Origin of the sequence: Rubrimonas cliftonensis (assembly GCF_900107585.1) — a bacterium.
GTDB classification, from domain to species: domain Bacteria; phylum Pseudomonadota; class Alphaproteobacteria; order Rhodobacterales; family Rhodobacteraceae; genus Rubrimonas; species Rubrimonas cliftonensis.
Map to the genome: position 1 here is coordinate 491,671 of NZ_FNQM01000002.1, position 18,783 is coordinate 510,453.

At 72.6% G+C, this 18,783-nt stretch carries 17 protein-coding genes; 9 read left to right on the top strand and 8 right to left on the bottom strand.

All coding sequences use genetic code 11. The features are described 5' to 3' along the window. Nucleotides 1-165 precede the first annotated feature (165 nt). Nucleotides 166-1,065, bottom strand: coding sequence for a LysR family transcriptional regulator (locus tag BLW43_RS04970; RefSeq protein ID WP_093249545.1), 900 nt, complete (start codon nucleotides 1,063-1,065; stop codon nucleotides 166-168). Between the two features lie 112 nt (nucleotides 1,066-1,177). Here BLW43_RS04970 and cuyA point away from each other — a divergent pair, with 112 nt between their 5' ends. From cuyA to BLW43_RS05015, 9 genes are all read left to right on the top strand, one after another. Next, nucleotides 1,178-2,203, top strand: coding sequence for a D-cysteate sulfo-lyase (cuyA, locus tag BLW43_RS04975; RefSeq protein ID WP_093249549.1), 1,026 nt, complete (start codon nucleotides 1,178-1,180; stop codon nucleotides 2,201-2,203). Between the two features lie 3 nt (nucleotides 2,204-2,206). After that, nucleotides 2,207-3,433: a DegT/DnrJ/EryC1/StrS family aminotransferase gene (locus tag BLW43_RS04980; protein WP_093249552.1), complete on the top strand. Its 1,227-nt coding sequence runs from the start codon at nucleotides 2,207-2,209 to the stop codon at nucleotides 3,431-3,433. Beyond that, nucleotides 3,430-4,155, top strand: a complete 726-nt coding sequence (cuyB, locus tag BLW43_RS04985) for a cysteate racemase (protein ID WP_093249559.1) — start codon at nucleotides 3,430-3,432, stop codon at nucleotides 4,153-4,155. The genes BLW43_RS04980 and cuyB overlap by 4 nt, the downstream gene beginning before the upstream one ends. A 70-nt stretch (nucleotides 4,156-4,225) precedes the next feature. Further along, entirely contained in the window at nucleotides 4,226-5,224 is a 999-nt protein-coding gene (gene tauA / locus BLW43_RS04990) for a taurine ABC transporter substrate-binding protein (protein ID WP_093249568.1), read from the top strand. Between the two features lie 123 nt (nucleotides 5,225-5,347). Beyond that, entirely contained in the window at nucleotides 5,348-6,136 is a 789-nt protein-coding gene (locus BLW43_RS04995) for a taurine ABC transporter ATP-binding protein (protein ID WP_093249579.1), read from the top strand. Beyond that, on the top strand, nucleotides 6,133-7,011 hold the full coding sequence (locus BLW43_RS05000) for an ABC transporter permease subunit (RefSeq protein WP_093249583.1): 879 nt from the start codon (nucleotides 6,133-6,135) through the stop codon (nucleotides 7,009-7,011). The genes BLW43_RS04995 and BLW43_RS05000 overlap by 4 nt, the downstream gene beginning before the upstream one ends. A gap of 46 nt (nucleotides 7,012-7,057) precedes the next feature. Then, nucleotides 7,058-8,080 carry a YeiH family protein gene (locus BLW43_RS05005; RefSeq protein ID WP_093249589.1) on the top strand — a complete coding sequence of 341 codons (1,023 nt, stop codon included), beginning with the start codon at nucleotides 7,058-7,060 and terminating at the stop codon, nucleotides 8,078-8,080. A gap of 251 nt (nucleotides 8,081-8,331) precedes the next feature. After that, nucleotides 8,332-10,257 (top strand): DEAD/DEAH box helicase, encoded by a 1,926-nt coding sequence (locus BLW43_RS05010; protein ID WP_093249596.1) that lies wholly within the window; start codon nucleotides 8,332-8,334, stop codon nucleotides 10,255-10,257. 92 nt (nucleotides 10,258-10,349) lie between these two features. Continuing rightward, nucleotides 10,350-11,252, top strand: a complete 903-nt coding sequence (locus BLW43_RS05015; protein WP_093249597.1) for a dihydrodipicolinate synthase family protein — start codon at nucleotides 10,350-10,352, stop codon at nucleotides 11,250-11,252. 192 nt (nucleotides 11,253-11,444) lie between these two features. Here BLW43_RS05015 and BLW43_RS05020 read toward each other — a convergent pair whose 3' ends face one another. The 7 genes from BLW43_RS05020 to BLW43_RS05050 all read right to left on the bottom strand — a co-directional run bounded on the left by BLW43_RS05020 (nucleotide 11,445) and on the right by BLW43_RS05050 (nucleotide 18,757). After that, nucleotides 11,445-13,133 (bottom strand): sensor histidine kinase, encoded by a 1,689-nt coding sequence (locus BLW43_RS05020; RefSeq protein ID WP_093249599.1) that lies wholly within the window; start codon nucleotides 13,131-13,133, stop codon nucleotides 11,445-11,447. Nucleotides 13,134-13,465: 332 nt separating this feature from the next. After that, nucleotides 13,466-14,185, bottom strand: coding sequence for a YcbK family protein (locus BLW43_RS24250; protein WP_245730923.1), 720 nt, complete (start codon nucleotides 14,183-14,185; stop codon nucleotides 13,466-13,468). 268 nt (nucleotides 14,186-14,453) lie between these two features. Continuing rightward, complete coding sequence (locus BLW43_RS05030; protein WP_093249601.1) at nucleotides 14,454-14,879, bottom strand: nuclear transport factor 2 family protein; 426 nt, start codon at nucleotides 14,877-14,879, stop codon at nucleotides 14,454-14,456. Between the two features lie 138 nt (nucleotides 14,880-15,017). Beyond that, a complete protein-coding gene (locus BLW43_RS05035; protein ID WP_093249604.1) occupies nucleotides 15,018-16,049 on the bottom strand; it encodes an ABC transporter substrate-binding protein in 1,032 nt (343 codons plus the stop codon). A 14-nt stretch (nucleotides 16,050-16,063) separates the two neighbouring features. After that, entirely contained in the window at nucleotides 16,064-16,837 is a 774-nt protein-coding gene (locus BLW43_RS05040) for an ABC transporter permease (RefSeq protein WP_093249607.1), read from the bottom strand. Nucleotides 16,838-16,855: 18 nt separating this feature from the next. Beyond that, nucleotides 16,856-17,704 carry an ABC transporter ATP-binding protein gene (locus BLW43_RS05045; RefSeq protein WP_217632098.1) on the bottom strand — a complete coding sequence of 283 codons (849 nt, stop codon included), beginning with the start codon at nucleotides 17,702-17,704 and terminating at the stop codon, nucleotides 16,856-16,858. Nucleotides 17,705-17,980: 276 nt separating this feature from the next. After that, on the bottom strand, nucleotides 17,981-18,757 hold the full coding sequence (locus tag BLW43_RS05050) for an SDR family oxidoreductase (RefSeq protein WP_093249609.1): 777 nt from the start codon (nucleotides 18,755-18,757) through the stop codon (nucleotides 17,981-17,983). Nucleotides 18,758-18,783 lie beyond the last annotated feature (26 nt).

Consider the following 18,783-nt stretch of genomic DNA (forward strand, 5'->3'; position numbering starts at 1 on the left):
TCTCGTTTCCCGGACGGCGCTACGCGGGGCAGCATCGACGCGCGAACCGGTCTCGTCAATCCGCCGTGGCCCGGCGTCGCGGCGCCGCGGCGCGGCGTGGCGGAAGACGGGGCGCAGGATCGCGAGAGGTCGCGCGGGGCGGCGCGGCGCGCGGCGTCGCCGGGCTCAGCGCAGCAGGCGCGCGGCCTCCTCCCAGGCGAAGGCCTCCAGCGCGCTCGGCCGCCCGGCCAGCCTGAGCGCGCAGACGCGCAGATCGCAGGCGGGCAGGCGGTCGGAGAGGTCGGCGAGTCGACCGTCCTCTACGGCGCGGCGCGCAAGGCTCTGCGGTATCCACGCGACCCCGACGCCGCCCGCGGCCATCTCCTGCGCCGCGAGCGTCAGCGCCGTCTCGACCCGCCGCAGCACGTCGGCGCGACGCTGCAGCGCGGGAAACACCTCCCGCGCCAGCACGTCGCCGAAGAACACCGTCTGCGGATAGGCGACGACGGTGATGCGGCCCTCCGCGAGGCCGGCGCGCACTGCCTCCGCCCCGTCGCGCCGGAACACCGGCACGAGCCGGTCGTCGCCGATGTCGGTCCAGTCCACATAGTCCGCCCTGAGCGGGGGGCCGTCGCTCGCCAGCCGATAGACGAAGGCGAGATCGGCCTCGCGCGACAGTAGCAGCGTCAGGCAGTCCCCGCGATTGGCCGAGCGCACGCGGAGCTTCGCGGTCGGCAGCCTGCGCGCGACGGCGCCGGCCAACTCGGGCGTGAAGCTCGCGGTGAGCGCATGCTGGCAGGCGAGCACGATGCGCTCGCCGGAGAGACGGTCCCCGCGCCGCAGGTCGGCGAGCAGCTGGCGCAGGCCGCCGGCGAGTTCGGCCATGCGCGCGCGCTGCTCGGCGGTGACGGGGCGCAGCGCCACGGGCTTGCGCGCCCTGTCGAACAGCTCGACGCCGACATAGGCCTCGATGGCCCGGATGCGGCGCGAGAACGCCGAATGCGTCAGCCGCCGCCGGTCCGCCGCCTCGCTGAACGAGCCGGTCTCGGCCACGGCCAGGATGTCCTCCAGCCATTCGAGGTGCATTTGGGGGGCTCCAAGTTGCGCTTTGCGACACTTGTATCGAGAATTTCGACGTTGATCGACGCATTCCTTGCGATCACTGTCTGTGAGTTGCAATTCCTGACAGGAGCCGTCGATGCACCTCGCGCGCTTTCCCCGCATTTTCGCCGCGCATCTGCCGACGCCGCTCGAGCGGCTCGACCGGCTCTCGCGCGAGCTCGGCGGCCCGGAGATCTGGATCAAGCGCGACGACTGCACGGGGCTTTCCACTGGCGGCAACAAGACGCGCAAGCTCGAATTCCTGATGGCGGAGGCCGAGGCGATGGGCGCCGACATGGTGATGACGCAGGGCGCCACCCAGTCGAACCACGCGCGCCAGACCGCCGCCTTCGCCGCGAAGCTCGGCATGGGGTGCCACATCCTGCTGGAGGACCGCACCGGCTACGCCGAGCACAACTACAACGACAACGGCAACGTCCTGCTCGACACGCTGCATGGCGGCACGCTCGCGCGCTACCCCGGCGGCCACGACATGCCTGGCGAGATGGAGCGCGCGGCCGAGGCCGAGCGCGCCAGGGGGAAGAAAGTCTACACCATCCCCGGCGGCGGCTCGAACCCCACCGGGGCGCTCGGCTACGTCAACTGCGCGTTCGAGCTGCTCGCGCAGGCCAACAACGGCGCCCTGCGCATCGACCGCATCGTGCACGCCACCGGCTCCTCCGGCACGCAGGCCGGGCTGGTCGTCGGGCTCAAGGCGCTGAACGCCAACATCCCGCTGCTCGGCTTCGGCACCCGCGCGCCGCAGCCGAAGCAGGAGCAGATGGTCTATGATCTCGCGGTGAGGACGGCCGAGAAACTGGGCTGCCCCGGCGTCGTCAGCCGCGAGGACGTGGTGGCCGACACCTCCTATGTCGGCGAGGGCTACGGCCTGCCGCGCGAGGACACCATCGAGGCGATCCGCATGTTCGCCGAACTGGAGGGGCTCCTCCTCGACCCGGTCTATTCCGGCAAGGGCGCGGCGGGGCTGATCGACTACTGCCGCAAGGGCAGGTTCAGGAAGGGCGAGCGCATCGTGTTCCTGCACACCGGCGGCGCGGTGGGCCTGTTCGGCTACGACCGCTTCCTGACCGCCGGCGACGCCGCGACCGCCGTCGCGGCCTGAGCCATGGCGCGTCCGCCCTTCCGCGGATCGTTCACCCAGCAGCCGCCCATTCCCGAGGAGGGGGTGGCGGCGGCGCTGGCGGTGCTGCGCTCGGGCCGCCTGCACCGCTACAACGCCGCCCATGGCGAGACGCCCGAAGCGGCCGCGCTGGAGCGCGACTACGCCGCGTGGCAGGGCGCGCGCTACTGCCTCGCCGTCGCCTCGGGCGGGCAGGCGATGCAGATCGCCCTGCGCGCGGCGGGGGTCGGGCGGGGCGACCGGGTGCTCACCAACGCCTTCACCCTGGCGCCGGTGCCGGGCGCCATCGCCGCCGTCGGGGCCGAGGCGGTGCTGGTGGAGATCGACGGGAACCTCGTCCTCGACCTCGACGACCTGGCCGAAAAGGCCTGGATCAGCGGCGCGAAGACGCTGCTGCTGTCGAACATGCGCGGCCATCTGTGCGACATGGACCGTCTCGCCGCGTGGGCCGCCGCCGGGGGCGTGGCGCTGATCGAGGACTGCGCGCACACCATGGGCGCGACGTGGAACGGCCGGAAGTCGGGCTCCTTCGGGCTGGCCGGCTGCTTCAGCACCCAGACCTACAAGCACATGAATTCCGGCGAGGGAGGCCTGCTGACCTCCGACGACGCCGCGTTCATGGCGCGCGCGACGATGCTCTCGGGCAGCTACATGCTCTACGGCCGCCACGGGGCCGGGCCGGACCCCGAGACCTACGCCGACATCCGGCTCGACACGCCGAACATGTCGGCGCGGATGGACAACCTTCGCGCCGCGATCCTGCGCCCGCAGCTGCGTGCGCTCGACGCCGCGATCGCGGCGTGGAACGCCCGTCACGACCGGCTGGCCGCCGCGCTCGCCGCGCATCCGCTGGTCAGGACGCCCGAGCGGCCGGCGCAGGAGCGCTATGTCGGCTCGTCGCTGCAGTTCATGGTGCCGGGGATCGGCGCCGGGGCGGCGCAGGCGCTTCTCGACGCGACGCTCGCGAACGGCGTGGAGCTGAAATGGTTCGGCGCCGCGGAGCCGGTCGCCTTCACCTCGGCGCACCGGAGCTGGCGCTATGTGACGCCCCAGGCGCTGCCGCGGACCGACCGCATCCTCGCCGGCCTTTTCGACATGCGCGTGCCGCTGACCTTCAGCCTGGAGGACTGCGACCTGATCGCGGCGCACATCCTTGACGCGCTGGACGCCCTGGGCGCGGACGCCGGGCTCGCTGGGCAGGGCGCCGCATGAGCGCCGCGCCGCGCCGCGTCGGCGTGCTGGGCGGCATGGGGCCCGAGGCCACCGTGCTGCTGATGAGCAGGCTCATCCGCGCCACGCCAGCGCGCGACGACGCCGACCATGTGCCGCTGATCGTCGACCAGAACCCCCAGGTTCCCTCGCGCATCGCCCGGCTGATCGAGGGCGTGGGGGAAGATCCCGCACCCGTGCTGGCGGACATGGCGCGGCGGCTGGAGGCGGCGGGCGCCGAGGCGCTGGCGATGCCCTGCAACACCGCGCACCACTATGCCCCGGCGATCCGCGCGGCGGCGTCCGTGCCGTTCATCGACATGGTGGCGCTCTCGGTCGCGCGGGCGCTGGCGACGGCCGGGGCCGGCGGGCGCGTCGGCGTTCTGGCCTCGCCCGCCGTGCGGCGCATCGGCCTGTTCGACGGGCCGCTCGCCGCGGCGGGGCTCACGCCCGTCTACGTCGCCGACGAGGCGGCCACGCTCGCCGCGATCCGCGCCATCAAGGCCGACGGGCCGACGCCCGCCGCGCGCGCGGCGCTCGGTGCGGCCTCGGCGGCGCTGCTGGCGGCGGGCGCCGAGGCGCAGATGATCGCCTGCACCGAATTCTCGCTCATCCCCGACGCGGTCGACCCCGGCGCGCGCGCCTTCGACACGCTCGATGCGCTCGTCGACGGGATCGTGGCCTTCGCGACGGGAAGGGAGGCGCCGGCGCGCCTCGCCGGCTGACGCCACGTCGCACGGGGAAGTCGCACGGGAGGCGGCGAACGCCTCCGGACCAGACAGGGAGACTGCACGCATGTTCTCGACGATGAAGAAGCTCGCCGTCGCCGCCGCGTTCGGCGCGTCGGCGGTCGCCGCCTCCGGCGCCGCGCAGGCGCAGACGGTGGTGATCGGCCAGTTCGGCAACCCCACGCCGATGCAGGCCGCCCGCGCCGAGGGCGCTTTCGAGGCCGCCACGGGGTGGGACATCGAGTGGCGCACGTTCAACTCGGGCGCCGAGGTGATCGCGGCCATGGCCTCGGGCGACATCAAGCTCGCCGAGCTCGGCTCCTCGCCGCTGGCCATCGCCGCCAGCCAGGGCGTCGAACTGCAGGTCGTCATGCTGGCGCAGGTGATCGGCGAGGCCGAGAGCCTGATCGTGCGCGAGGGCGCCGGCATCGCCGCGCTGGAGGACCTCAAGGGCAAGCGCCTCGCCGTGCCGGTGGGCTCGACGGCGCATTTCTCGCTCATGGGCGCGCTGAAGCACGCCGGGGTGTCGGAGCGCGAGGTGACCATCCTCAACATGCCGCCCGACCAGATCGCCGCGGCCTGGGAGCAGGGCGCCATCGACGCCGCCTTCATCTGGCAGCCGGTGCAGAGCCAGATCCTGCAGAGCGGCGCGCTGCTCGTCGGCGGCGACGAGACCGCCGAGTGGGGCTACCCGACCTTTGACGCCTGGGTGGTGAACGCCGACTTCGCCGCGGAGAACGCCGCGGCCGTCGCCGGCTTCGTGCGCGCGATGGACGCGGCCAACGCCGCCTATCTCGCCGACCCGGCCGCCTGGACCGCCGACAGCGCGCAGGTGAAGGCCATCGCCGCGGCCACTGGCGCGGCGCCCGATCAGGTGCCCGAGATCCTCAGGGGCTGGACCTTCCTGCCGCTCTCGGAGCAGCTCACGCCGAAGTGGCTGGGCGGCGCGCCGGCGACGATGAAGGCGACGGCGGAGTTCCTGCAGGCCGCCGGCCGCATCGACAGCGCGCGCGACGACTACGCGCCCTTCGTCAACACCGCCATCGGCGACGCGGCGCTGAAGTAAGAGCGGAGACCCGATACGGAGTTTCGGGTCCGGCTCCAAGGCCGCGCCGCGCGCGTCAGGCGACCCGGTCCGGCGGCGCGCCGCCGGACCGTCCCCGCACCCCGTGACAGGAGAACGGCGACGATGGGTCTCTCGATCAACGATGCCTCGGTGGTCTATCCGGCCGCCGAGGGCCGCCCGCCGGTGGAGGCGCTCTCACGCGTCGCGCTTGAGATGGCCAACGACGATTTCGTCGTGGCGCTTGGGGCGTCGGGCTGCGGCAAGTCCACGCTCCTCAACCTCATCGCGGGCTTTCTGGCGCCGAGTTCGGGCGAGGTTCTGCTCGACGGCGCCCCGGTGACGGGTCCGGGCGCCGACCGCTCGGTGGTGTTCCAGAAGCACGCGCTGATGCCGTGGCTCAACGTCATCGACAACGTCGCGTTCGGGCTGATGCTGCGCGGCGTCGCCGAGGCCGAGCGCCACCGTGTCGCAGCGGAGTATCTCGCGCTGCTCGGCCTCGACAAGTTCCACGACAGCAAGGTTTATCAGCTCTCGGGGGGCATGCAGCAGCGCGTCGGCATCGCCCGCGCGCTGACCTGCGACCCCAAGGTGCTGCTCATGGACGAGCCGCTGGGCGCGCTTGACGCGCTGACCCGCGAGAAGGCGCAGGAGCTGATCCTCAACGTCTGGCACAGCACGCACAAGTCGGTGTTCTTCATCACGCACAGCGTCGAGGAGGCGCTGTTCATGGGCACCAGGCTCATCGTGATGTCGCCGCGCCCCGGCCGCATCGCCCATCGCTTCGACCTGCCGTTCTCGCGGCGGTTCCTGGCGGGGGAGCCCGCGCGGCAGGTCAAGGCGTCGCGCGACTTCATCGCCCTGCGCGAGCGCATCCTGGAGATCATCTTCGCCGACGAGGAGGCCGCCGCATGACCGACGCCGGCAAGCCGACCGCCGCCGCGGCGCGATCGGGGCCGGGGCCGCTCGCCCGCCTGATGCGCGGCAGGCCCAGCCGCCCCGGCGAGACCTACGGCGTGCCGGGGCAGGGCGACGCCACATGGCTCTCCGTCGGCTCCATCCTGTTCCTGCTGTTCCTGTGGTGGCTGGTGACGGCGATGGGCTGGGTGAAGCCGCTGTTCGTGCCCTCGCCCGGAGCGATTCTGACCAAGTTCGTCGACGTCTGGAACAACGGCTTCACCAACACGCCGTTCCTGGAGCATGTCGCGATCTCGACAGCGCGCGTTTTCGGCGCGTTCCTGCTGGCCTGCGCCGTCGGCATTCCGCTGGGGCTGGCGATGGGGATGAGCCCGGTGATGCGGGGCCTGTTCGACCCGCCCATCGAGTTCTACCGGCCGATCCCGCCGCTGGCCTATCTGCCGCTGATGATCATCTGGTTCGGCATCGGCGAGACGTCGAAGGTGCTGCTGATCTTCCTGTCGGTGTTCGCGCCGGTCACGCTGGGGGCGCGGGCCGGCGTGCGCTCGGCGGCCATCGAGCAGATCCATGCGGCCTATTCCTTCGGCGCCTCGCGCTGGCAGGTGATGCGCCACGTCATCCTGCCCTCGGCGCTGCCCGAGATCCTGACCGCGATGCGCATCGGCGTCGGCTTCGGCTGGACCACGCTGGTCGCCGCCGAGATGGTCGCGGCGACGGAGGGCCTCGGCTACATGGTGCTGTCGGCGAGCCAGTTCCTGCAGACCTCCACGGTGATCATGGGCATCATCGTCATCGCCGCCATCGCCTACGCCTTCGACCTGCTGATGCGCTTCGTGGAGCGCAGGGTGGTGCCGTGGAAGGGCCGGATGTGAGCCGTTGCAGCCCACCCGAGGCAGACCGCCCGCAGGAGCGCCGCGCATGACCGCATCGGACGAGGAGGCCGGAGCGCCCTCGCGCCTCGCCGCGGGCCGGGCGTGGTGGTCACGCCACCGGCAGGGGCTTCTGCTGGCCGGCACCGTCGCGCTAGCGGCGGGCTTTCTCGGCGAGCACTACGGCGCGCCGGCGATGCTGTTCGCGCTTCTGATCGGGATGGCGTTCAACTTCCTTGCGGCCGACGAACGCGCCGCGCCCGGCGTCGTCTTCTGCTCCAAGACGCTGCTGCGGATCGGCGTGGCGCTGCTCGGCGTGCGGCTGACCTTCGAGGACGTCGCGCGGCTCGGCTGGACGCCCACCATCGGCGTCGTGACGATGCTGATGCTGACGCTGGGCGGCGGCGTGCTGATCGCGCGCGCCTTCGGCAGAGGCTCGGCCTTCGGACTGCTCACCGGGGGCGCGGTCGGCATCTGCGGGGCCTCCGCCGCGCTGGCGCTGGCGGCGGTGCTGCCGTCGCGGCTGATCGGGGAGCGCGACGTGCTGTTCACCGTGGTCGGGGTGACGACGCTCTCGACCGTCGCGATGGTGATCTACCCGGCCCTGTTCGGTGCTCTGGGGCTGGACGACACCTCGATCGGATACCTGATCGGCGCGACGGTGCACGACGTCGCGCAGGTCGTGGGCGCGGGCTACTCCGTCAGCGTGGAGGCGGGCGACATCGCCACCTTCACCAAGCTCCAGCGCGTTGCGCTGCTGCCGGTCGTGCTGCTGGTGGTCGCCTTCGCCTACCGCGCCGAGGGCGGCAAGCGCGTCGGGCTGCCGTGGTTCGTGGTCGCCTTCACCCTGCTCATGCTGGCGCGCAACACCCTGCCGGCGCCCGACTGGCTGATCGAGGCGGCCAACACGACCTCCCGTGCGATGCTGCTGACCGCCATCGCCGCGCTCGGCGTGCGCACGTCGCTGGCGGAGATGCGGGCGGCCGGCGCGAAGGGGGTGCTGGTGATCGCCTGCGAGACGCTGGCGCTGCTGGGCATGGCGCTGGTCTTCGCCTTCGCGTTCCTGCACTGAGCGCGGCGCGCCTGCCTGCACCGAGCGCGACGCGCCTGCCTGCACCGAGCGCGGCGCGCGCCCGCCTGCACCGAGCGCGGCGCGCGCGCGCCTGCACCGAGCGCAAAGCGACATTGCTTTGACTCTCGCCGGGCGAGCGGGTAGCGACCCGCTTTGGCCTCGCGACGCCGGGGCGGCGCGCGCTCCGGCGCGCCCGCGCCGCGAAGCGCGCCGTTCACCGGGCGCAGAGCCCTTCCATCCAGGCGAGGCGCATGACCGATCTCGACATCGCGGCGCCGCTGGCGGCCGCCCTTGAGGCGAAGGGCTTCGACAGCCTGACCCCCGTGCAACGCGCCGTTCTGGCGGCGGAGGCCGCCGGGCGCGACGTGCTGGTGTCGGCGCAGACCGGCTCCGGCAAGACGGTGGCCTTCGGCCTCGCCATGGCGCCGGAGATCCTCGGCGGCGCCGGGCGGCTGGAGGCGGCCGCGGCGCCCCTTGCGCTGGCGATCGCCCCGACGCGCGAGCTTGCGCTGCAGGTCGCGCGCGAGCTGGGCTGGCTCTACGGCGAGGCCGGCGCGCTGATCGCCACCTGCGTCGGCGGCATGGACTATCGCAACGAGCGCCGGGCGCTGGAGCGCGGCGCGCATGTCGTCGTCGGCACGCCGGGGCGGCTGCGCGACCACATCGAGCGCGGCGACCTGAATCTCTCGGCGCTGCGGGCCTGCGTGCTCGACGAGGCCGACGAGATGCTCGACCTCGGCTTCCGCGAGGATCTGGAGTTCATCCTCGAGGCCGCCCCGCGCGGGCGCCGCACGCTGATGTTCTCCGCCACCGTGCCGGCGGGCATCGCGACGCTGGCCAAGACCTTCCAGCGCGACGCCCTGCGCATCGAGACCGCCGGCGAGGCGCGTCAGCACGCAGACATCGCCTATCGCGCCGTCACCGTCGCGCCGCGCGACCGCGAGCCCGCGATCTTCAACCTGCTGCGCTACTACGAGGCGCCCGCCGCGATCGTGTTCTGCAAGACGCGGGCGAACGTGAACCACCTGCTCGCGCGCATGGGCAACCGCAACTTCCAGGTCGTGGCGCTCTCGGGTGAACTGAGCCAGCAGGAGCGCACCCATGCGCTGCAGGCGCTGCGCGACGGCCGGGCGCGCGTCTGCATCGCGACAGATGTGGCGGCGCGCGGCATCGACCTGCCGGGGCTCGACCTCGTGATCCACGCCGACCTGCCCACGAATTCCGAGACGCTGCTGCACCGTTCGGGCCGCACCGGCCGGGCCGGGGGCAAGGGCGTCTCGGCGCTGATCGTCACGCCGGGCGACTTCCGCAAGGCGCAGCGCCTGCTGCAGGGCGCGCAGGTCGAGGCGGATTGGGGAGATGCGCCCTCCGCCGATGCCGTGAACGCGCGGGACGACGCGCGGATCATGGAGCATCCGGCGCTCGCCGAGGCGGCGGGGGACGAAGCGGCGCTCTCGGCGACGCTGCTGGAGCGCTTCGGCGCGGAGCGCGTCGCGGCGGCCTTCGTCCGGCTGTGGCGCGGCGAGCGCTCGGCGCCCGAGGAGTTGTCGGGGACGCGCCCGCCTGCGCCGACGGCGCCGCGCGACCGGCCGGCCTTCGGCGAGTCGGTCTGGTTCTCGATCTCGGTCGGCCATGAGGACCGCGCCGAGGCGCGCTGGCTGCTGCCGAAGATCTGCGAGGCCGGCGAGATCACCAAGGACGCCGTCGGCGCGATCCGCGTGCGCCAGAAGGAGACCTTCGTGCAGATCGCGAAGGACGCCGCCGAGAAGTTCGGCACGGGCGGCGAGTTCGAGGACGGCATGCGCATGAGCCGTCTGGAGGGCGAGCCGGTTCTGGACAGGGACGCGCGCGCGCCCGGTCAGCGCCCGGCCCAGCGTCCTGCCCCGCTCTCCGGCCCGCGTCCGGGCGCCGCGGCCGCTCCCCGCCCAGGGCGCGCCGGGCCCCCGGGGGGCGACCGCGACGGGGAAAGCCGCCCGAGGCCGGCGCCTGACGGAGAGGCCGCGGCGCGGAGGCCGCGCACGGCGCCCGCCGAGGGCCCCGCGCCCCCGCGCCCGCGCGCGGCCAAGCCGCGCGACGGCGAAGCGGCGCGTGGGCCGAAGGGCGCCAGGCCCTTCGACAAGCCCGGGCCGAAGCCGAGGCCTAAGCCGGACGGCAAACCGGGGAAGCCGAAGGGCTGAGCGGGGAACGCGCGGACCGGACCTGCGCGGCCCCTTGCGCCGCGGCCCGGCAAGCCCGACGGTCATCCGGAGCGGCGGGGGAGGGACGGGCGATGGCGGCGGGCGAGGGCGTGTTCGGGGGTCTGGTGGCGTTCCCCATCACGCCGGCCGATCCTGAGGGGCGCGTGGATGCGGACCGTCTGTCGGCGCTGGTCGACCGTCTGGCGGCGGCGGGCGTCGATGCGGTCGGCCTGCTCGGCAGCACGGGAACCTACGCCTATCTGTCGCGCGCCGAGCGCGGCAGGGCCGTGACGGCGGCGCGGGAGGCGCTGGCGGGCCGCGCGTCGCTGGTCGTTTGCGTCGGCGCGCTGCGCACCGACGCGGCGACGGCGCTCGCGCGCGACGCCGAGGCCGCTGGCGCCGACGCCCTGCTGCTTGCGCCGGTCTCCTACACGCCGCTGCTCGATGCTGAGGTCTTCCGGCATTTCGAGACGGTGGCGGGCGCGACGGGCGCGCCGATCTGCATCTACAACAACCCCTCGACCACCCGCTTCACCTTCAGCCCAGCGCTGATCGAGCGGCTGGCGGCGTCGGGCGCGGCGGCGGCGGTGAAGAACCCCGGCGGCGCGCCGGAGGCGATGGCGGCGGAGATCGCGGATCTGCGCGGGCGGCTGCCGGCGGGCTTCTCGCTGGGCTACAGCGGCGACTGGTTCTGCGCCGAGGCGCTGCTCGCCGGCGCCGACGCCTGGCACTGCGTCGCGGCCGGCGTCCTGCCTGCGCAGGCGCTGCGGCTGGCGCGCGCGGCCCAGGCCGGCGATCGGGCCGAGGCGGAACGGATCGACGCCCTCTTTCAGCCGCTCTGGGCGCTCTTCAGGGAGTTCGGCAGCCTGCGCGCCTGCTATGCCGCCGCGGCGCTCATGGGTCTCTCGGACCTGCCGCCGCCCCTGCCGCTGCTGCCCCTCTCGCAGCCCGACCATGACCGCGTCGCCGCGGCGCTCGACGCGCTGGAGGCCTGACGGCGCCGCACGGAGCGCCGCGGCGGGCCTTCCGTCAGGCTGGCGCGGTCCGGCGAGGGGCGCGGCGCCTGCGGGCGGCGCGAAGGGCGCGTCTGCGGGCCCGCGCCGCCGCCGCCCCCCTCCGGGCGACCGAGGCGGAGAGACCCGTCCGCGCGGGCGCGCCGCCATCCCGCGACGGGAGGCCGCCCCCACTCAGGCGCGCGGCAGACTCACGGAAATCGTCACCACGCCCTCCGCCACCGCCGTGGACACCTTCGCGCCTATGCTGGCGGAGAGGCGGCCGACGAGCGGCAGACCGATCCCCAGCCCCTGCGAACCGCCGGCGGGGCCGGTCTCGCCCCTGATGCGCCGGTCGAGCTGGTCGGCGGTGACGGCGCTCGAGGCGTTCGCCACCGAGATGACGACGTGCTCCCGCGTCACCGAGCAGGCGACCTTCACCGAGTTCCGCGGGTCGGAGTATCTCATGGCGTTGACCAGCAGATTGACGAGTATCTGCAGCAGGCGGTTACGGTCCGATCTCACCGGCGCCCCGCTCGCCCTGAGGTCATCGGGTATCACCATCTCGCTGGGGCCCCGCGCCTGGGAGATCAGGGCGAGGTCCTCCAGCGTATCCAGAACGTCGAACTCGGCGATCGTCGGCTCAAGGCCGGCGCGCGACGCCCTCGCGACGTCGAAGGCGTCGTCCACCAGCGTGTTGAGATAGAGCGCGCAGCCGCGCATGTGCTTGAAGTATCGCGCAGCCTGCGCCTGGCCCGCTCCGGCCGGCGCGTCGCCGCGCCGCTCGGCCGCGGCGCCGACTTCGACGATCTCCAGCAACCCGATGATCCCGCCGAGGGGCGTCTTGAGTTCGTGGGCGAGTTGGGCGAACTCGTCCTCGATGGTCTTGATGCGCCGGTTGAGCGCGTCGCGCTGCCCCGCCAGGTCCGCGATCCTGACGCGGCGGACGGCGGCCGCGGCGCGCAGGCGCATCCGGTCCATCGACAGCGCGACCGTCGCATAGGAGGCGATCAGGAAGGTGACGATCTGGACGGCGAACTCAAGCCGCGCCGCCGGCGCCAGCTCGGTCGAGAGCCACGCCGCCGACAGCGTCGACACGGCGAAGAGGTAGATCAGCGTCGACGTCGGCGACAGGACGCTGGCGACGACGACGCTGTAGACGCCCACGCCGACGACCGTGACCAGCCGGAAGCTCACGTCCTCCTCCCGCGAGAGCATCGCGAACAGGGCCGCGAGCGCGACGGCGATCGCGAAGGCGGCGGCCGACGCCTTCACATGCCGCGCAAGACCCTTCCAGAGCCCGCGCGACGCCCGCAGCCGCGTCCCGAGAAACAGGAGAAACGGGCAGATCGACATCGCGCCGAAGAAATCGCCCACCGTCCAGCCGAGGAGGTTGCGGAAATTCAGCGCGTGCGTCCCGCCGCTTTCGAGGTGGTGGTTGAGGTTGCCGAGCGCGGAGGCCAGCGTCGCTCCGAGAAGCGCGGCGCCCATCAACGCGACCACGGCCCTCGGCCTGAGCGACCGGCGGCCCCGCTCGACGGCCGCGCGATAGAACAGCGCCGCCGCGGCGTAGGCGGCGACATGCGCGAGGCTCGCGGCGACATGGTGCAGGCCCGGCGACGCGCTGAACCTGTCCAGACTGACAAGCAGCGTCGCGCAGAAGACGCCGACCGCGCCTGACCACCCGTAGCGGATCGTCATCAGCAGCGAGATCGCCGCCGGCGGGTACCAGACGCTGATCCCGTAGGCCACCGCCAGGAAGGATGCGACGTGCCACAGGGCGATCCAGGCCAGGCTCCAGAAAGCGATCGTCGCCGCCCGCCTGAGGGAGAGCCGCGAACTGCGCCGTCCCGCATGCGCCGCGAAGCGTCCGGTTGCGACCATCCTGGCTCCAAATCCCCGCGGGACCGTCCGCAGCACTCTGCGCGTGCTGGCGGCCGTTGCGGGCCCGGTCGTTCATCGCAGGCGGTTGGATCCTTAAATCAATCCCTTCCCGGACCTTAGTTGATGACGGCAGGGCCTGCCACGGGTTTTCCGATCTGCGCGCCGTGTCGACGGCGGCGGCCATGGCGCGGCGCGGGGGCGGTTCGGGCCGGAGAGTCTTGCGAGCCGACCGGATCGCTCGGCGGCGGGAGAGCCGCTACGGAGAGATGACGCGGCGCGGCGGACCCGACGCAGTCAGGTCGAACGCCGCTCCAGTTCGGGCCGGGGCGGGGTCAGGCGCGCCAGCTTCGCGGCGCGCCGCTGTCCACATGCACGAAGCCCGACGCGTCGTACCGGCCGACGCCGCCGGCGCCCAGCGCCAGCGCAGCCTTCGCGAGCGTGGCGGCGGTCCGGTGGGGGTGGGCGATGTCCAGCGCCATCCCGCGCATGTGCAGCGAGTCCGGCGCGGCCCCCCTCAGCGAGTTGTTCGTCTTCCGGGTCCGGTAGCCCGACAGCAGGACGAGCGGGCCGGGCGCGTCGATGCGGGCGGCGACGGCGTGGACGATGTCGAGCGTCGCGGGGTCGATCGGCTTGACGGCGTTCTCGCGCCAGTCCCGCGCGAAGCGGGAGAACTCGGCCAGCGCCTCGGGGTCGTGGCGACCGCGGACCATGTAGCGCAGGTCGATGCGTTCGCCGGTGTGCGCGCTCAGCATGCTGAGGCGCCGCTCCGCCGGACCCGCGAGCGCCAGCCTCGCGGGCGCCGCGTCGCCGGGCAAGGGCGGCGCCGCCGGCTCCCGCTCCCACAGCGCGCCGGCGCGCGGCAGGCGATGGACGAGCGATCCGGCGGTGCCCGCGTCGTCGGCAAGGGCGCCGCCCGCGATGAGTCCGCGCCGGTCCGACGGCGTGGCGCGCGGAAACAGGCTGCCCGCGCCCGCCGCGGCCTCGGTCGCCGAGAGCACGCCGCAGGCCGCGCCGACGAGAAAGCCGCGGCGCGAGGCCCCGCCGGCCCCCAACGCATCGTCGAACCTTGGCCGATCGTCCAGCGCACCGCTCCATCGGCGTTTTCGAAAGCGTCCGTGATGGCCGCTGGCGCATGCGTAGTCCACGGTTGCTGGAGAGACCGTTAACGTCGCGCGCCAGGCCTCCCGCGCGCCACGCATGCGCCCGAGCCCGCCCGCCGCAGGGCTTGGTCCAACTCGGGGAGGCGACGAGAGGGTCGCTTCGCTCGGCGGGGCGCCGCCAGGCGCCACGGTCCGCGGCGCTGGTCGGCGGAGCCGCCGGTCAGAGCGGCGCTTCGGCCAGCCCGGCGCGGGCGAGCAGGATTTCGGCGCTGTCGTTCCAGACGTCGGTGGCGACGATCAGGCCGTCTCGCACGAGGAACGTGTCGATGTAGCGGTTGCCGTCGAAGGTGGTTCCGTCCGGCCACTCGCCGTACAGATGGCCGGTGTTGAACACCCGCACCTCGCCCGTCTCGGGGTCGAGCGCCGCGTCGGTGCGCAGGAAGCGCTTCTTGACCCAACGGTAGCGCTTCGCGTTGAAGGCCGTCGCGTCGGCGGGGCCTGAGAACGCCCGCCCGCCGGTGAAGGTCAGCCTGAGATCGGGCGCGACATAGGTTGCGGCCGTCTCGGGGTCGGGGATCATCGAGGCGGTCAGATACGCTTCCACGACGGCGCGGGCATGGGCGACGGGATCGAACGGCTTGTTCATCGGGCGCTCCGCATCTGCCGGTCGGCGGGCGTGCTGCGCGGCGACTGCGCAGCGACTGCGCGGTGAGCGTCAGCGATTTCCGCGCCGGCGTCGAGACCTTGGGGCCGCGGGCGTGGCGAGACGCCCGCGGCCGTCGGCTCAGTTGATCGCAACCGTGAGCTTGCGGTCCTCGAGCGGCGGCAGGAAGCTCCGGTCGAAGATCTCCGACGCCTCGGGCGCGCGCTCGAGGCCGTAGCCCTCCGCCACGATGCCGATGGACCGCGTCAGGCGCTCGTCGTCCAGGTCGCCCATGCCCAGCGTCGCGCCCTCCGGCGCGTTCATCAGGTTCGTGAGCGAGAACACCAGGCGCTGGCGCTCGATGTCGACGTTCACGAGGTTGTCGAAGGCGACGATGGCCTCCACCGCGGCGTCCTGATCCTGAGCGACCTCCAGCGTCGCGCGGTTCACGGCGCGCACAAGCCCCGCCACGACCTCGGGCTTCTCCGCAAGCATGGCGCGCGACACCATCATGCCGTTGGAGTAAAGGTCCATCCCGTAGTCCTCGAAGCTGAACCAGTTGTAGTCGGCGGCCGGATCCTGCCGGTTGGCCAGCAGGTTGAACCAGCTCGTGATGTTGAACACGAAGGCGCCGTCGATCTGCCCGCGGATCATCATCGGCTCTTGCAGGTTCGGCGCCATGTTCTCGATCGCGACCTTCGACATGTCGATGCCGTTGCGCTTGGCGAAGACCTCCCACATCCGCGTGGTCGGCGTGCCCTGCGCGCCGCCGAGCGTGCGGCCCTCGAAGTCGGCGACGGTCTCGATGCCGGTGGATTTCGGGACGACGATGGCGAAGGGGGGGCGGTTCCAGAGCTGGTAGACCATCACCGGCGCCTCGCCCGGCCGGGCGGCGGCGTTCTGGATGATGGCGTTGATGTCGCCGAAGCCCGCGTCATAGGCCCCGCCCATGATGCGCGTCACGGTCGCCGCCGAGCCCTCGCCCTGGTCGATGGTGACGTCGAGCCCCTCCTCGCGGAAGTAGCCCTTGCTGAGCGCGAGCAGGAAGGGCGCGTCGGAGCCTTGGGTCTTCCAGCCCAGCGTGAAGCGGACGGGCGTGAGGTCCTGCGCGAAGGCCGGCAGCGCGGTCAGCGCGGCGGCGGCGGCGAGCAGCAGCGGGCGGAGTGCTTTCATGCGGATGTTCCCTGTCAGGTGACGGCGAAATCGTTCTTGCGGGTTGCCCAGCCGGTCACGCGACGCTCCAGCATCGAGAACACGACGTAGAGCGCGACGCCGAGCGCCGCGAGGATCATCAGCCCCGCGAAGACGAGCGAGACGTCGAAATTCGACGATGCGCTCATCATCACGTTTCCGATGCCGCGGTTGCTGGCGACCGTCTCCGACAGCACGGCGCCGACGAAGCTGAGCGTGATGGCGACCTTCAGCGAGGCGAAGAAGTAGGGCATCGTCCGGGGCAGGCCGACGTTCCAGAGGATCTGGCGCCTGCTGGCGCCGAGCGATTTCAGGACGTCCTCAAGCTCGGGCTCGGTGGTGGCGAGGCCGGTGGCGATGTTCACGACGATGGGAAAGACGCAGATGACCATCGCGGTCAGGATGGCGGGCGTGGTGCCGGAGCCGAACCAGAGCACGAAGATCGGCACCACCGCCACCTTCGGGATCGACGAGAAGCCGACCAGCAGCGGATAGGCCACGCCATAGGCGATGCGCGACACCCCGATCAGCACGCCGATCGCCACGCCGATCCCGACGCCGAGCGCGAAGCCCACCAGCGTCGTGTAGAGCGTCTGGAGGATGTGCGGCCACAGCACCGGAAAGCGGTCGATCAGCGTCGCCACGATGTCGGATGGCCGGGGCAGGATCAGGTCCGACACGCCCAGCAGCAGGCAAAGCACCTCCCACAGCGCGAAGAACCCGCAGATCAGCGCCGCGGAGGCGATGTTGATGCTCAGCTCGTCGTCCATGTCGTCCTCACGGCCGGGTCATTTGCGGACCTGCGCGATCAGCGCGCGCAGCTCCTGGGTCATCTCGACAAAGGCGGGCTGGTAGATCAGGCCGATGTCGCGCGGGCGCGGGATGTCCACAGCGCGGTCGGAGATGATCTTGCCGGGGCGAGGGCTCATCACGCAGATCCGGCTGGCGAGAAAGCCGGCCTCCCGCAGGTCGTGGGTGACGAGGATGACGCTCGGCCGGCGGTCGAGATAGAGATCCTGCAGGATCGCCCAAAGCTCCTCGCGGGTGAACTGGTCGAGCGCGCCGAACGGCTCGTCCAGCAGCAGCAGGTCGGGCTCATGGATCAGCGCCCGGCAGAGGCTCGCGCGCTGGAGCATCCCGCCCGAGAGCTGCCAAGGAAAATGGTCGCCGAACCCGGTCAGGCCGACCTTGTCGAGCAGCGCGTGGACCCTGTCGCGGAACTCGCCCTTCCGCTCGGCGCGGAAGCGATGGCAGTAGGGCGGCACGATCTTGAGCGGCAGCATGACGTTCCGCTCGATGCTCAGCCACGGCAGCATCGTGGGGTTCTGGAAGGCCATGCCGACCTTCAGCGCCTTCGCCTTCGCCTCCTTGCCGCCGACGATCACCACGCCGGACGACGGCGCCAGCAGGTTGCTGACGAGCTTCAGGATCGTCGACTTGCCGCAGCCGGACGGCCCGACGAGGGCGAGGAAGGCCCCCTTCTCGAGATCGAGCGTCGTCGGCGCGAGGGCGGTCACGGCTTTCTCGCCTCGCCCGAAAACGACCGAGACGTTCTCGAGCTTGACGGCTTTCGGCGCACGCGTGGTCACGGCGTCTACGCCGGGCTGGGCCGCGTCAATGGGTCGCTGCACTGTCATGCCGCGACTCATCGTCGGCGCCGGCCCGATGCTCAAGGCGACATCGCAATGCTACGCCAATTTCCCGCCTGCAAGCGCAGTAAAGCGGCAGGAATCTGGCATTTGAGCGATAATCAATCATGGTGAGACGCGGCGAAGGCGGCGTCTCGCCCGTCGCCACCGAGCGCCAAGCGCCGTCGACCGCGTTCACGCGCGGCCGGAAGGCGGGCTTCGCGGCTCCGTCCAGTCGAAAGACCGGCGTCTTGATGCTGCAGGCGTGGTTCGATGGGGCGCGCGCTAGGCGACCAGCCAGCCCCCGTCCGCATGCAGCGTGGCGCCGGTGGTGAAGGCGGCGTCGTCGGAGGCTAGGAAGACGGCGGCGCGCGCGATCTCCTCCGGGCGGCCGATGCGGCCCATGGCGTGACGGCCGGCGCAGCGCCGTCGCGCCGCTTCGGGGTCGCCCGACCGCGCGAAGGACCGCGCGAGCAGCGGCGTCTCCACGGCGCCCGGCGCCAGCACGTTCACGCGCACGCCCTCGGCGGCGTAGTCGAGCGCCATGGAGCGCGCCAGCGCGGCGACGGCGCCCTTGGAGGCGACGTAAGCCGCGTTGGAGACGCCGCCGGCGGTGGCCAGCTGCGAGCCGATCAGGACGATCGAACCCGCCCCCCGCGCGCACATGCCGGGCAGAGTGGCGCGCGACCAGAGGAATGCGCCGATGAGGTTGGCGTCGAGCACGGCGCGGAAATCCGCGAGCGTCTCGTCGCCGGCGCGCCTGCCGGTCGACCAGCCCGCGGCGGCCACGAGGATGTCCGGGCCCGCGCCATGTGCCTCGGCCGCGCGCGCGACCGCGGCCTCCGCGGCGGTCTCGTCGGTCACGTCGCAGACATGGACGAGCGGCGCCGGCGCGCCGGGCGGCCACGCGGCGGCCAGCGCCGCCAGGCCTTCGGCGTCCCGGTCGGCGAGGAGCAGCGCCGCGCCCTCCTCGGCCATCAGGCGCGCGGTGGCGGCGCCGATGCCCGACGCGGCGCCCGTGACGGCGGCGATCTTCCCCGTGAGACGGCCATGGCGGGTCATCGGCGCTTCCCCTTGTCAACCGCCGC

Coding starts and splice junctions, on each gene's coding strand:
- BLW43_RS05020 (WP_093249599.1), bottom strand. CDS start 13,133: ATGGTCGCAACCGGACGCTTCGCGGCGCATGCGGGACGGCGCAGTTCG.
- BLW43_RS05005 (WP_093249589.1), top strand. CDS start 7,058: ATGACCGCATCGGACGAGGAGGCCGGAGCGCCCTCGCGCCTCGCCGCG.
- cuyA (WP_093249549.1), top strand. CDS start 1,178: ATGCACCTCGCGCGCTTTCCCCGCATTTTCGCCGCGCATCTGCCGACG.
- BLW43_RS05050 (WP_093249609.1), bottom strand. CDS start 18,757: ATGACCCGCCATGGCCGTCTCACGGGGAAGATCGCCGCCGTCACGGGC.
- BLW43_RS05045 (WP_217632098.1), bottom strand. CDS start 17,704: ATGACAGTGCAGCGACCCATTGACGCGGCCCAGCCCGGCGTAGACGCC.
- BLW43_RS05040 (WP_093249607.1), bottom strand. CDS start 16,837: ATGGACGACGAGCTGAGCATCAACATCGCCTCCGCGGCGCTGATCTGC.
- BLW43_RS04995 (WP_093249579.1), top strand. CDS start 5,348: ATGGGTCTCTCGATCAACGATGCCTCGGTGGTCTATCCGGCCGCCGAG.
- BLW43_RS05030 (WP_093249601.1), bottom strand. CDS start 14,879: ATGAACAAGCCGTTCGATCCCGTCGCCCATGCCCGCGCCGTCGTGGAA.
- BLW43_RS05010 (WP_093249596.1), top strand. CDS start 8,332: ATGACCGATCTCGACATCGCGGCGCCGCTGGCGGCCGCCCTTGAGGCG.
- BLW43_RS05035 (WP_093249604.1), bottom strand. CDS start 16,049: ATGAAAGCACTCCGCCCGCTGCTGCTCGCCGCCGCCGCCGCGCTGACC.
- BLW43_RS04970 (WP_093249545.1), bottom strand. CDS start 1,065: ATGCACCTCGAATGGCTGGAGGACATCCTGGCCGTGGCCGAGACCGGC.
- BLW43_RS05000 (WP_093249583.1), top strand. CDS start 6,133: ATGACCGACGCCGGCAAGCCGACCGCCGCCGCGGCGCGATCGGGGCCG.
- BLW43_RS05015 (WP_093249597.1), top strand. CDS start 10,350: ATGGCGGCGGGCGAGGGCGTGTTCGGGGGTCTGGTGGCGTTCCCCATC.
- tauA (WP_093249568.1), top strand. CDS start 4,226: ATGTTCTCGACGATGAAGAAGCTCGCCGTCGCCGCCGCGTTCGGCGCG.
- BLW43_RS04980 (WP_093249552.1), top strand. CDS start 2,207: ATGGCGCGTCCGCCCTTCCGCGGATCGTTCACCCAGCAGCCGCCCATT.
- cuyB (WP_093249559.1), top strand. CDS start 3,430: ATGAGCGCCGCGCCGCGCCGCGTCGGCGTGCTGGGCGGCATGGGGCCC.